The organism is Gracilibacillus phocaeensis, from assembly GCF_900626275.1.
Lineage (GTDB): Bacteria > Bacillota > Bacilli > Bacillales > Amphibacillaceae > Gracilibacillus > Gracilibacillus timonensis.
Genome location: NZ_LR131144.1, coordinates 949,697 through 963,439, shown reverse-complemented (window position 1 = coordinate 963,439; position 13,743 = coordinate 949,697). Strand labels below are relative to the sequence as shown.

Annotated in this window: 13 protein-coding genes; 1 reads left to right on the top strand and 12 read right to left on the bottom strand. The window is 39.8% G+C overall.

Annotated elements, in window-relative coordinates:
- Nucleotides 1-497 precede the first annotated feature (497 nt).
- The 3 genes from E0E32_RS12435 to der are packed head-to-tail and all read right to left on the bottom strand — an operon-like array spanning nucleotide 498 to nucleotide 3,167.
- Entirely contained in the window at nucleotides 498-758 is a 261-nt protein-coding gene (locus E0E32_RS12435; protein ID WP_066193187.1) for a stage VI sporulation protein F, read from the bottom strand.
- 58 nt (nucleotides 759-816) lie between these two features.
- Entirely contained in the window at nucleotides 817-1,845 is a 1,029-nt protein-coding gene (locus tag E0E32_RS12430) for an NAD(P)H-dependent glycerol-3-phosphate dehydrogenase (RefSeq protein WP_066193184.1), read from the bottom strand.
- Between the two features lie 11 nt (nucleotides 1,846-1,856).
- Entirely contained in the window at nucleotides 1,857-3,167 is a 1,311-nt protein-coding gene (der, locus tag E0E32_RS12425) for a ribosome biogenesis GTPase Der (protein ID WP_066193181.1), read from the bottom strand.
- Between the two features lie 398 nt (nucleotides 3,168-3,565).
- Here der and E0E32_RS12420 point away from each other — a divergent pair, with 398 nt between their 5' ends.
- Nucleotides 3,566-4,690: an IS4 family transposase gene (locus tag E0E32_RS12420; RefSeq protein WP_130859342.1), complete on the top strand. Its 1,125-nt coding sequence runs from the start codon at nucleotides 3,566-3,568 to the stop codon at nucleotides 4,688-4,690.
- Nucleotides 4,691-4,862: 172 nt separating this feature from the next.
- Here E0E32_RS12420 and E0E32_RS12415 read toward each other — a convergent pair whose 3' ends face one another.
- The 9 genes from E0E32_RS12415 to sleB all read right to left on the bottom strand — a co-directional run bounded on the left by E0E32_RS12415 (nucleotide 4,863) and on the right by sleB (nucleotide 13,206).
- On the bottom strand, nucleotides 4,863-5,048 hold the full coding sequence (locus tag E0E32_RS12415) for a capping complex subunit for YIEGIA (RefSeq protein WP_066193179.1): 186 nt from the start codon (nucleotides 5,046-5,048) through the stop codon (nucleotides 4,863-4,865).
- Between the two features lie 17 nt (nucleotides 5,049-5,065).
- Nucleotides 5,066-5,938 (bottom strand): YIEGIA family protein, encoded by an 873-nt coding sequence (locus tag E0E32_RS12410; RefSeq protein ID WP_066193176.1) that lies wholly within the window; start codon nucleotides 5,936-5,938, stop codon nucleotides 5,066-5,068.
- Complete coding sequence (locus tag E0E32_RS12405) at nucleotides 5,935-6,540, bottom strand: YphA family membrane protein (RefSeq protein WP_434059212.1); 606 nt, start codon at nucleotides 6,538-6,540, stop codon at nucleotides 5,935-5,937. The genes E0E32_RS12410 and E0E32_RS12405 overlap by 4 nt, the downstream gene beginning before the upstream one ends.
- 908 nt (nucleotides 6,541-7,448) lie before the next feature.
- Nucleotides 7,449-8,591, bottom strand: a complete 1,143-nt coding sequence (gene rpsA, locus E0E32_RS12400) for a 30S ribosomal protein S1 (protein WP_130859865.1) — start codon at nucleotides 8,589-8,591, stop codon at nucleotides 7,449-7,451.
- 96 nt (nucleotides 8,592-8,687) lie between these two features.
- Nucleotides 8,688-9,266 (bottom strand): lysophospholipid acyltransferase family protein, encoded by a 579-nt coding sequence (locus tag E0E32_RS12395; protein ID WP_066193169.1) that lies wholly within the window; start codon nucleotides 9,264-9,266, stop codon nucleotides 8,688-8,690.
- 6 nt (nucleotides 9,267-9,272) lie between these two features.
- Nucleotides 9,273-9,944, bottom strand: a complete 672-nt coding sequence (gene cmk / locus E0E32_RS12390; protein ID WP_130859864.1) for a (d)CMP kinase — start codon at nucleotides 9,942-9,944, stop codon at nucleotides 9,273-9,275.
- Nucleotides 9,945-9,996: 52 nt separating this feature from the next.
- Nucleotides 9,997-10,641 (bottom strand): flagellar brake protein, encoded by a 645-nt coding sequence (locus E0E32_RS12385; RefSeq protein WP_066193166.1) that lies wholly within the window; start codon nucleotides 10,639-10,641, stop codon nucleotides 9,997-9,999.
- 405 nt (nucleotides 10,642-11,046) lie between these two features.
- Nucleotides 11,047-12,381: a germination protein YpeB gene (ypeB, locus tag E0E32_RS12380; protein ID WP_130859863.1), complete on the bottom strand. Its 1,335-nt coding sequence runs from the start codon at nucleotides 12,379-12,381 to the stop codon at nucleotides 11,047-11,049.
- A gap of 15 nt (nucleotides 12,382-12,396) precedes the next feature.
- Nucleotides 12,397-13,206 carry a spore cortex-lytic enzyme gene (gene sleB / locus E0E32_RS12375; protein WP_066193162.1) on the bottom strand — a complete coding sequence of 270 codons (810 nt, stop codon included), beginning with the start codon at nucleotides 13,204-13,206 and terminating at the stop codon, nucleotides 12,397-12,399.
- Between the last annotated feature and the right edge of the window lie 537 nt (nucleotides 13,207-13,743).

The following is a 13,743-nucleotide window of genomic DNA, read 5'->3' as shown; positions in this document are numbered from 1 at the left end:
AACGGATACTATGCCTTACCAAATCGAGCAGCAAAAATTTGGCTTGCTATACCAATATTGAATGTGTTTTTCTAAGTAGTTCGCGAAATCATCTTGTTCTTACGGACCTAGGAGCACGAGTTGCTCTCTTCAGTCCGCGAGATCGATTCTTATGGACCCAGCAGCGCTATTTGCTCTCCTCAGTCCACGAGATCGATTCTTATGGACTGTCAAAGCGTAGCATATTCCCATAGCGATCGTCCAACACAATCAAACGATCAAGACTCACTACATAGAAAAAACTACTTCACATCATTCGCCTTATTCGCACTCCATCATTCAAGCTCAAAATCGTTCCATGGCATTTTATATTTTCACACAAAAAAACCGAAGTAGTTAGGGGCAGCAGCTACTTCGGCCTTGACTAAATAACACCCAGTTCGCCCTTCAAGAAAATACTTATGCGATGCATTCTATGCGAAGCAATAATACCTTGCATCCTCAAGTGCCTATTGCGTTTAATTTTTAAACAGTTTACTTAACGATTGGACATCGCTTGGCATATTATTATTTGTAATCGCCTTGACAATCTTATCTTCCTTTTGCTTCGAGACATTTTTGCCAGCCACTTTTGCGAGCTGTCGAACTAACTGTCGGACTGTTTTTTCATCAGAAAAATCAGCACTTTGAACGGACTGTGCTACTTTCATAATTTGATCTGGCTGGATATTCGATTTTTTTTGAATCTGATCAAACATCGATTGTTTAAAATCACTCAAATGAACCCCTCCAATCCTGCATAGTCTTCTCTATACTATGCATGGAGGAGAAAAACAGTTAACCCAAATGACGGTTCATCACATCATCGATTTCATTTGTACGACTTCTCGCCATTAAATCGTCAACTACTTCTTTTGGCGGGCGATTTTGGTAGACTACTTCATAAATACCTTTCGTAATAGGCATTTCGACCTTTTCTTTTTCTGCCAATTGCGCAACGGCTTCTGTAGTGCGTATACCTTCCACAATCATACCCATTTGCTCCAGCACTTCATCTACCGGTTTACCCTGACCAAGCAAGTGACCTGCCCGCCAGTTACGGCTATGCTGACTGGTACACGTTACAATTAAGTCGCCCATCCCAGATAGACCAATAAAAGTAAGCGGATTGGCACCTTTGAAAGTCGCCAAACGGGTGATCTCCGCCAAACCTCTAGTAATGAGAGCCGCCTTGGCATTATCCCCATAACCAAGACCATCCGAAATCCCTGCTCCCAGGGCAATAATATTCTTTAATGCCCCTCCTAATTCTACTCCGATGATATCTGTACTTGTATAAACTCGAAAATAATTGCTCATAAATAAATCTTGGGTAAATCTCGCCAATTCTTGATTACTTGAAGCAGCAGTTACGGTCGTAGGATGCTGCACACTTACCTCCTCGGCATGACTCGGTCCAGATAAAGCAACTACCTCATCAAACAACTCATTACTTAATTCTTCTTTAATCATTTCGGAAATACGATAATGAGAATTTGGTTCAATCCCTTTACTGCCATGGATGATGACGACTTTTTTCGTTAATACTTGGTTTAATTTTTGACAGGTTTCACGAATGGCCTTTGTTGGCACAACCAAGACAATAGCTTCGACTTGATCCACCGCTTGCTGTAAATCATCGAAAATTGCCAAATTGTCTGGAAGTTTAATATTAGGAAGATACTTTTCGTTCATTCGTGTTTGTTCCATGACTTCTTTTTGCTCTGGGTTGTGTGTCCAGAGCCTGACATCATGATGGTTACCACATAACACTAGGGCAAGAGAAGTGCCCCAGCTTCCTGCTCCAAGCACTGCAACTTTATTCATATCTTTGCCTCCTAACTCCTTCTTCGTGCAAATATTTTAATCGGTGTGCCTTCAAAGCCAAATGCTTCTCGAATTTGATTCTCCAAAAAACGCTGGTAAGAAAAATGCATTAGCTCCGGATCATTCACAAACACAACGAAACTGGGTGGTTTAACAGCAACTTGTGTGGCATATAAGACCTTCAATTTTTTCCCGTGTTTCGTTGGAGCTGGATTAATCGCCAAAGCGTCCATAATGACATCATTAAGGATATTCGTTTCCACACGTTTGGCGTGATTCTCACTTGCCTCCACCACTTTTGGCAAAAGCGTGTGTAATCTTTTTTTGGTTTGAGCGGATAAATATACAATTGGTGCATAATCAAGAAACTGGAAATGCGCTCGAACTTCTTCTTCAAATTCCTTGATTGCCTGATCATGTTGCTCAATCGTATCCCACTTATTAACAACAATAATAACGGCCTTGCCTGCTTCGTGGGCATATCCAGCTATCTTCTTATCTTGTTCGATAATGCCCGTTTCCGCATCAATCAAGGCTAATACCACATCTGACCGTTCAATCGCCTTCAGGGCACGTAAGATACTATATTTTTCTGTAGATTCATAGATTTTGCCCCGCTTTCGCATCCCTGCTGTATCAATAATAACAAAATCTCGTCCGTCTCTGCTCAAATTAGTATCAATCGCATCCCTAGTCGTACCTGCGATATCACTTACAATCACACGATCTTCGTTTAAAATCGCATTTACTAAGGAGGATTTCCCTACATTTGGTCGGCCGATCAAGCTAAAATGGATAACCTCTTCATCGATCGGTACATTTTCTCTTTCCGGGAAAAGACCTACGACTTGATCGAGCAAGTCACCCAATCCTAAACCATGTGTGCCAGAAATAGGGTATGGTTCGCCAAATCCTAGGGCATAGAATTCGTATATTTGATCCCTCATCTCTGGATTATCTACCTTGTTCACTGCTAATACAACCGGTTTATTCGATTTAAACAATATTTTGGTCACTTCTTCATCGGCTGCGGTAATTCCTTCTCTTCCATTCACCATAAAAATAATCACATCTGCTTCTCTAATGGCTACTTCTGCCTGTTCCCGCATCTGAACCAATAAAGGTTCATCACCAATCTCTATACCACCTGTATCGATCAAACGAAAGGTCGTATTTAGCCATTCTGCTTCTGCATAAATACGATCTCGTGTAACCCCAGGGATATCTTCAACAATCGAGATTCTTTCGCCAACTAATCGATTGAAAATGGTTGATTTCCCGACATTTGGCCTTCCTACAATGGCAACTACTGAACTTCTCATGAAGGCTCATCCTTCCTTACTATCTTCTTATTTTATCTCGATGTAATCGTCCGTAATCCTCACGCTTTCAGAGTTAAGAATGGTGTGGAATAACTGCGTTAACACTCCGATAAGTCGCGCTACCCATCCAGAAGAATAAAGCCTCCAGATGATCGTATCGCATTCACTATTATTTAGAGGTAATTCTCTTGCATAATTAGTCTCACTTAATTAAATTACCATACTCATCGTGTACAAACAAGTTTTTCTATTAGTTTACATCACTAGTGTCGCATTAAAATAATTCAGTCCAGCATTAAAATCAGAATATTCTGAAAAATATGTTCAACCGTAAAAAAATCCTTTATAATGGTTGGGTGGTAGTAAACCGATCCAAATCCAAAATAAAGGACTAACACATGGATAAGTTTACTCGAAAAACATCATTTGAACAATGGTTTTCTCTTCTTTCATCAGATTTTTTGCAGGAACAAGTGGAAAACTATCATTTAGATTACTATACCAAAAAGCTTTATATGACATCTTTCATGAAATTATTACTGTATGCGCAACTCCATGAGACAGAAAGTTTGCGTGCTGTTAGCGATAGTGTTTTTTCAGAAGAATTACAACAGGCAACCAATCTTGATTCTATTAGCTTTTCCCAATTAGGGAGACGTTTGAATCACATTCCTACAGAATTCTTTCAGGCCATTTTTCTGCATTTAGTGACGCAAATTCATGAAAAATCGGATTATCAAACGAGACGAAAAACGACAACGCCATTAAAAATCATTGATTCCAGTACCCTGCCACTATGCTTGAATAACCACAATTGGGCAAAGTTCCGCAAAACAAAAGCTGGCGTCAAGCTTCATCTACGTTTGGTTTATATGGAGAAGGGTTGTTCCTATCCAGATCAAGCAGTGCTTACTAACGCGAAAGTACACGATCGAGGCCAACTCGAAGTCTTAGTCGATGATAAAGCCTGCATGTACGTGTTTGATCGAGGATATTTAGACTACGAACGATTTGATCGCATGACAGACGAAGGGTATTTCTTCGTCTCACGCGTACGTAAAAATGCCGTCACTCGTACATTGGAAACGTTCAGCTTACCAGAAAATTCAGATGTTTTATCTGATGAAATGGTCGTGATTGGAACTACGCAAAATCGATCAGAGAACGTATTTCGACTTTTGAAAGTCATCGATTCAAAAGGTAATGAGCTGAAAATTCTGACAAATCGCTTTGATTTAGATGCGGATGAAATCGCTGAGTTGTATAAATCACGCTGGGCCATTGAATTATTTTTCAAATGGATGAAACAGCACTTAAACATTAAAAAGTTTTATGGTCAGAGCGAACAAGCCGTCCATAATCAAGTGTACATCGCCATGATCGTCTACTGTTTAAACGTGTTGATCCAACTCGAAACCAAAAGTAAGCGTACCTATTTACAAATCAGTCGATATTTAAAAGCTGCCTTGTGGAAATCGGCTCATATCTGGATTCGCAAAATTCAAGGGAAAAGTGTTCCCTAAAGCATTTCTTGTCGTTGTTGCTTAGGTCAATAGCTATAGTAAAAAAATGGATGTTTACTACCTTTGCTTGGTTGTCTTTCTTTTTCATCAAAAAAGCAGAAAATAATAGTCAGAAAATTCAGAATATATTTATGCGACGCTAGTGAGTTTACATAATAAAATTATAGTAAACTTAATGCTTCACGATAATATATAGTTCTTCACTAAGTGCATGACTAATCCCATCTAGAATTGCTTCCAGATTCGCCGCAACCTTGTCCATCTCTTCTTTCGTCTCACAGATAAAGATGGAGGCACCCGCTGTCACCTTATTCGAATTTGTTGTAATTGTTGCTAATATTGCCTTTTCCAGTTGCATTATGTTCACTCCAATCATCACAATTTTGGTTTGTAGGGCATTCGGATTGCATTTTCCAAAACAGGAACAGATTGAATGACATGGATAGCCTTTTGTACCTCTTGTTCCTGTGGCAGGATAAATACGCCAATCCGACCATCATCTAAATCACGTTTGATCAAGGGAACAAGCGCTGGAGTTCCGGAATCACGAAATACACCTAAGGAAACCGATACATCATGAAGAATGGCTTGACGCTGCCCCAGATTAGCGATTGTAGCACGGGCGTTAAAGTTTTTAGGTTTTAGCACAAAGCCCATTCCATATTTCATAATTTCTTCTTGACGTTCAGGTAAACCAATATTCATAATATAGATATTATCAACATATAAACCTGCACCATCAAAGGTCAGTGGTTTTTTTTCTATCGTTACAATCTGCCCCAATCTAGAGCCAGACATATTCTTTTTAGCAAGCACCACACAAATGACGCTAACCACTATTGCGGCATATAAATTCCACACGAGATAAGACAAAGTCGTTACTAAAGAAGTGAAAATAACTAAGTAGTTTCTACTCTCAAATGCAATCGCAATCCCTTCTATATATGTATTACCTCGAGGAACCAGCTCATAGCCATCTAATTCCGTAAGCGTGTTTCTTTCCATATTTCTTACTTCCCTGAATTGAGAAGCCGCAATAGTCAGGAAAGTCACCGCTGTGTATTCCTGTTCCATTAACGCAGGGACTGCAACTGACCCTAAACTCGCCGCAATGAAACCAAGTGCTAAATGAATAATCTTACCATGTAGATAGGTTGGGTATTGACGATAATCGGACCGCAGTAAAAGCAGTCTCGTGATTACTCCAACAAAAATACCAAACATAATAGGATAGGTATATTCATTCATACGTGCCACCTCTTTTTTATTTTTAATGCTTGTATATACTGTTCTATTCTTCTTATACCTTGCAACCAGCATTTTCTTACGGTCAAAACAGTCAATATTGTCAATACAATTTGAAAACCATATAGTGGATCCATTGAATATTGCAGATGGTAGCTGTAGCAAATCAAACTGTATAACAGTTGGCCAAAGCAAACAGCATTTATTAACAGGGTTACCTGTACCATTAAATCTCGAGATAAAAAAACCAAGATTAAAACACCAATAAGAACTGCTGCTGCAATAAAGGTACGGTCATTAAAAACTGGTGTAATCAACCGCCAAAGAAAATAAATGGTGTACAAGTAACCCATCATGGCAATCAGAAGGTATTGCTTGATACGCAGCTGTTGATGAATAGCTAACACTATGCCGACAAAAAGCAGTAGTACGAATGCAAGTTGCACTGGAAAATCATACAATATAAGCTCATGTGGCAGTAATACTAGAAATAACAACAAGCTAATGGAACAGCAATATTGAATCGGAGACCTGTTCATAAAAAATGTGACACAGCACCATAAAATCCAACATAGATAAATCGTATAATATAATTGCACATTCATCACCCTTACCAGTATGACCAACCCTTTATCATTCTAGACATATCATTTTGCTTAATAGCAATGAATGTAAGAGAGGAAGCGAGCTCAGGGATTCGAAAACCAGTTTAAACCCGCATACATAATGGTAGCAAAAATTCTATACTATTTTGCTCAGAAAAACCGGGCACTCAAAGTAGTTAATGAACTGCCGATAAGCTAGATTATGTAAAGTATCTAGTTCAATTATCCCATGTAGTAAAGTTGCTTGTTTGTCAGTGCTAGGAAACGCTCCGGAAATAGGTTTTGCTGGGTAGCAGGACTACAATCGAATGACTGCTAGGATGAAGTGTTCCAGACACTATATTTCTGCCAATAAGTAAACCGCATAACCTTTTTCTGAGAACGGTTTGATCCTACGTTATGACTTTTATATTTGTACCATGATTCATTACGCAGACGAAGAATTAGTTGACGATTTCCTCCTTTTGCTACAACAGTGTCTAGGGTACTAGAACGCTTTCTCCTTGCAGTAACAACCATTGTTGTACTCCAATCTAGCGGAGGGAATAGGTGAAGAATGGAAAAGGGTTTACAGGCTAAAAACGCAACGTCCTGTTGCAACGCCTGCACTTGCACGTTCTGTGCATCGCAGGACGAGCTGAAGATCCACTAAAAAGTGCTCTTCTTTTTAGTTAGCTGAAGCCGGCCCCATGGAAAGCGGAACCTATTCCCGGAGCGCTTGCTTTGCACAGATAAAACGATCAAACTCACCACTAAGGAAAGTGGGCTACTTTACATCATCTAGCTTATCGGTACCACCATTCGTTCAAGATCAAAATCGGTCCACATCCTAACATACTCAGAATTCTATGTTTTCTTATATTTTCACAAAAAAACATGCTGCAACGTGTGCAGCATGTTTCTTTGTATTATTTCTTATATTTATCTAGTTTATCACCAATCATATCACCAAGTTGGAAACCTGATTGATCCTCATCGGTTTCATATTGCTGAATTTCCTGCTGACTCTTCTCTTCTTCTATTTCCTTCATGCTTAAAGAAATACGTTTCTCTTCTTCACTTACTTCCAGCACCTTCACTTGAACCTGCTGACCTACTGATAATACCTCACCAGGAGTGCCAATATGTTCCGTAGCAATTTGTGAAATGTGTACAAGACCTTCTACTCCAGGAAGTACTTCTACAAATGCACCAAAACTCACAAGACGTCTTACGGTTCCTTCTACCACATCATTGACTTGAATCTTCTCTTCGATGCCATCCCAAGGACCTGGTTGAGTAGCCTTGTGTGATAATGAAATTCTTTCTTTTTCCTTATCAATAGATAACACCTTCACTTTTAATGTGTCACCTTCAGAAACAACGTCAGAAGCCTTATCAACATGGCTGTGAGCTAATTGAGAAATATGTACAAGTCCATCGATTCCTCCAATATCCACGAATACACCAAAATCAGTAATTCGTTGGACTGTACCATCTATTTCTTGTCCTTCTTCTAAGTCTGCTAACACATCCTGTTTCTTTTGCTCTTCTTCCGCTTCTACAACGGCACGGTGAGATAAAATGATCCTGTTTTGATCGGGATCAAGCTCTACTATTTTCAGGCTGAGTACTCGATCCTGATAATCAGCAAAATCCTCCACATAGTGTGTTTCCACTAAAGAAGCTGGTATAAAACCTCGTACACCAACATCTACTACTAAACCGCCTTTTACAATATCACGAACGGTTGCCTCAATCGTGTCATTGTTTTCAAAAATCTTTAACAGATCGGCCCAAGCTTTATCTGCTGCGACCTCTTTCTTAGATAATACGATTTCTTCATCTTCCATTTTCTTTACCTTTAATTCTAATTCATCGCCTTCTGAAACAGCGTCACTGGCTGTCTCAATGCGTAAAGCAGATAATTCGCTGATTGGTACAATACCTTCTACTTTGTACCCAACATCAACAAGCACATGTTTATCTTCTACTTTCAAAACCTTTCCTGTAACGGTATCTCCTACTGAAAGTTCCTTAATCTCAGACATTTCATTATTCATCTCTTCCATGACAAAGACCTCCTTCGATTTACAACACAAAACATAAATGTGCTTTTTTCTAACTTCTAATATTTAGTCTGATTTGTCAAGTTATATAGCATAAAATCAGTCATTTTCTTTCAGTTTTTTTATTTCTGCCATGATAGCATCGGTCACCGCTTGTGCGGATGCCTTATTTTCTCTTAATGTTTCCATCTCAACAGGTGGACCATACCGAACGATTAATGGCTGTTTCCCTTTATAGTTGCCAATAATCGCACAAGGGATCACAGTTGCTTTAGACCTTAGCGCAAAGAATCCCGCGCCTGCCAACCCGCGTTGTAAGTCACCCGTTTTACTTCTGGTCCCTTCTGGAAACAATCCCAATACATTCCCGTTTTTTAAAATCTCAAGCCCTTTTCTCAAGGCGTTTCGATCTTTCATCCCTCGCTTGATCGGAAAGACATGTATTTGACGCATGATAAACCCGAGAATTTTGTTCTCAAATAACTCTTCTTTCCCCATAAAGTGAATCGTCCTAGGACAGGTCATTCCTACAATCGGCGGATCATAATTGGAAATATGATTACTGCAGATAATAACAGGACCCTCCGCCGGAATGTTCTCTAAGCCTTGCTTCTGCACTCTATATTTTGGCTGTAGTACCATTTTTACAAGGACTTTTCCAATGTTATATAAACTCATCTCCTATTAACCCCTTACCTTTTCTTTCGCAATCGTCAATATCTTTTCGGCCACTTCGCCTATCGCTAAGGATGTCGTATCGATTTCGATGGCATCGTCCGCTTTTCTTAGTGGAGACACCTCTCGTTCTGAATCTAGTTTGTCCCTCCTTGCGATATCTTTTTTGATTTGCTCAAGATCGGAGGTAAAACCTTTCTTTTGATTTTCAGCATGTCGTCTTTGTGCTCGCTCTTCGACACTAGCAATTAAGAAAATTTTCACCTCTGCATCTGGAATGACGTGTGTTCCAATATCCCGGCCATCCATCACCACTGCTCTTTTTGCAGCTAGCTGTTGCTGACGGCGCACCATCTCCTCCCGTACCTCTGGAATAGAAGCTATCTCAGAAACATGCTGACTCACCTCTTCTGTTCTAATACGTTCGGTTACCTCCATTTGATCAATGAAGACAGCCTGATTGGTATCGATATAGATTTCAATGGCTGCTAAATGGTCTATCACCTGTTGTTTATCGGTTCTTGGAACGCCATTTACCAGCACCGAATAGGTTAGCGAGCGATACATCGCACCTGTGTCAATATAAATATAGGATAATTCCTTTGCGACTATCTTGGCCACTGTACTTTTTCCTGCAGCAGCTGGTCCATCAATCGCTATCGCTAAATGCTTTGCACTCATCCCTTACAACCTCTCTTTCTTTATCACTACACCCTGTCATTCTCTGAAATGATTATACATCCTTATTAAATTCTTTTTTAAAATCGGCTAGCTGCCGCAAATAACAATAGCGTACAATCAGCTGTTGATCTTGCGAACGGACCTTGTCAAATCGGATGGATAACCGACGTTTATTCTCTTTTTGCTCGCGATCACGTAAAGCTGTGCCAATAACATGGATATATTCTATTATACCGTTAATCGGTAAAACAAGCATCAAATCCAGCTGTTCCCCTTCTTGGATCACTTGATCGGAATGCAAAATGACAGATACTCCGCCACCGCTCAGATCAGCGCTAACAGTATGAAAAGCAATGGAGGAAGATTTCACTGATATATCTAAGATGGTTTCTACCCGTAAATGTTCCCGTCTTTGAATCCTTTTCATGCTATTTTCTTGAAATGCCAAAACCAATACAGGGATTTCTTTTATGTTTTGTTTGGCTAGTATCTTCGTAAAAAAACTATATACACTGTTATTCTGGATAAATGAACTATGAAAAGTCGTTCCTACCGGAAATAACTCCGTCCGTCTTGTAATGGTATGGACAGGGTAATCTACAAATAGTTGTCCTTCGCTAATATCTACTACTTTACACTTATAGGTATGCTCACTATCTGTGGCTTCTAACTGCAATACAGCACCTAATTTTATCAATGTTTCTCCTCTTTCTCCCTATTATGTAAATCGCCGTCATTCAAGTCTTTGCGCAGTGCTCATTAACTGCAGAAGATGTACGATTACACCTTTTGATATTTTCATCATTGGCATAAGTGTCTCTCTATAGTCTACCACAAAAAACGACTGATGGGAAAAGGTGTTAGTACAAAATAACGAAAAAACGCTAACCTATGCTAGTACTGTACAAATAAAATTGATGTGATAAAGTGGCAGGCTATTTTCGAGCAATTATTCAACGGAGAAAAACAATCACCTTTACTACAGGACTAGCTATTTCAAATCAGCCATCTGATCGGCTGTTTCGTTTCTAGCTTGGTTACTAATCAAAGTGTGTTGTCTATAATAAACAAAGGCTGAGCAGTGTCAGCCTTTGTTTATCGATTAATATTTGATTTCTGCCTGCTTTAATTTATCTATTCTCAGTTCCTCGCCATCATCTGCTCCGATAAAGATCTTATACGTATCACTATCTAAGGTGCCTAAAAAGACATAGCTTAACACTTCTTCACCAAGGTCATCCTCGATTATCGCTAGATGATGATCCTCTACCCTCAAATTAGGATTTACAGCCTCTTCTGCCTCAGCTTCTGAAATAGCAGCCTCTGGAATCTGACGTTCATGATAATTTTCCAAATAATCCTTTGCTATAAATCCAATCACCTCATTGGTATCCAAGGCCACTTTCACCTGAATCGCATCGGGATAAATCCATACTTCTCCGTCACGTGGCACAAACTGGAATACACCTACATGGTCATATTGGTTACTTTCAATTACGCTAAAGTCACTGGAAAATACACTGTTTTCAAGATAGTCTTCCGCAGTCTGCATTGCTTGATGGAGGCTGATCTTTGATTCTTTCACTTCACGATTGATCATAAAAGATAGCGGATAACCTCCTTGCTGTGTCAAATCGATATAACCTGATCGGTTGTTTTCTTGGAAAGAACCACTAAATAACGGTACATTTGCCCCATCACCAGTTTTACTAAGATCCAACGCGGTGTTCTCCTCTAAACCAAGGACGGTACGCATCGTTTCTTCAGCCTCTTCCTGTGATATTACCTGATCACCCAGCATATTGAAACCATCTTTGTCACTGGATGTCCCAAGGATGCTCGCATTTAATTTTCCTTCTGTGTAACCTTCCACTGTCTTCTCAACCGTCTCGAAACCATCAATAATGGTATTATCCGCTGGCTCATCATTATTTACTAAGGCGAGCTGTACATCCATCCAGCGTAAATTCTCATTTAATACCATATTTTGTACTTTACGCAATTCCTGTTCAATATCTCCTGACATTTCATAGAGAGAGCTTAATGTATCTACTTCTTCTTCTGTTAACGGTTCCGTATCCAGATCTCGAACAGCGGTACGATAACTGAAATCACCCATTTGGGATAAAAATTCCTCTGTCTTATTAAATGGTAATAAGGTTAGTGGCAATTGACCGACATCGCTATGTGCCATCGAGGTTAATCGCCAAATCTCAGCTAATTGCGGAGAAAGCTGTCTCCTCGTATTCATTGCCAGCGTGGAACCTATTTTGTCATGTAATAAATCCAAGTTGAAAGTTAAATCATGGAAAGAACGCTGATAACTATTTTCAGCTTGAATCAAAATCGCATTCTTTTCTTGATGCTCTTTATACCCCCATACTCCAATACCAATCAAACCAATGCTTAATATACTGATTAAAATCCAACGTATCACTTGTTCACCTCCTCCTTACATACAGAAAATATGCTTGCCAATTCGTTTAATTTGCGGTCGAGACCAAATCCATCCTGATGTCGCCGTGTCAGGATTGAAATAATACAAGGCTTCACCAGTTGGATCCCAACCATTGATAGCATCTAGCACTGCCTTACTCGCATTTTCATTTGGGGTAAGCCAGATCTGTCCATCACTGACCGCTGTAAATGCCCTTGGTTCAAAGATTACCCCCGATACCGTATTCGGAAAGGTTGGACTTTCTACTCGATTTAGAATAACGGAAGCAACCGCTACTTGCCCTTCGTATGGTTCTCCTCTCGCCTCTCCGTATACGGCATTCGCCATGATCTGAATATCGTTTTGTGAGAAACCTTGTGGAATATTAACGGCGGTAGGTTCTAAATCTCCAGTTCCCTCCCCAGCGCCCTGATCACTAGCTGGGTCATTTGATTCCGATCGATCTGTACCACCATAATGATTGAATTTATTTCCTTCTTGTATCTGCTGATGCACATATTCCTTGTCAAATTCACTCGCTTCTGCCAGTTTTTGTTTAGCCGATTGTCCTGCTAAACCGTCGATTTCCATCCCAAATTCATATTGGAAATTTCGTAATGCCCAATAGGTTCCCCAACCAAACACACCATCAATATTCCCATTATAAAATCCTAAATATTGAAGTCTTGCCTGGAGTTCAATAACATCGTCCCCAGTGGCACCATGCTGAATGACTTGGTCCGAAAAACCATCCACTTCTGTTTCATATAAGTTTAGCGTACAGATCATAAGCAGCAAAAAACTAATGATAAATTTTTTCTTCATATCATGTTACCTCCACACATCGAATAAAGTTGCTTCACTTAGGGATAGCTTTTTATAAATAAGAAAAAATATACATCCTGAGTGTAAGTTTGCCAAAAAACGAAGGTATTTGTTCCAAAACAAGAAAACGGGCAAAAACACAGCCAGTCCTTTACGAATAACTCAAAGCAGCCACTGAACTGCCTTAAGACGGAGGATGTTAAGTAGTCCACTTTCCTGAGTGGAATGATGGAATCAACTACTTTACACACCGACGAGCTCATAATCTAAATCATTCCACATCCTATTATGCCAAAGGTTATATGTTTTCTAATCTTATAAGAAAAACCGGGCCAAATTCGCCCGGTCCTTTGCCGACCACTCAAAGCAGCCACTGAACTGGCGATAAGATAGATTATGTTAAGTAGCCCACTTTCCTTAGTGGTGAGTTTGACCGGATTTTTTGTGCTAGGCGAGCGCTGCGGGAATATGCTGCGCTTTCCATGGGGACGGCTTCAGCTAACTAAAAAGAAAAGCACTTTTTAGTGGATCTTCAGC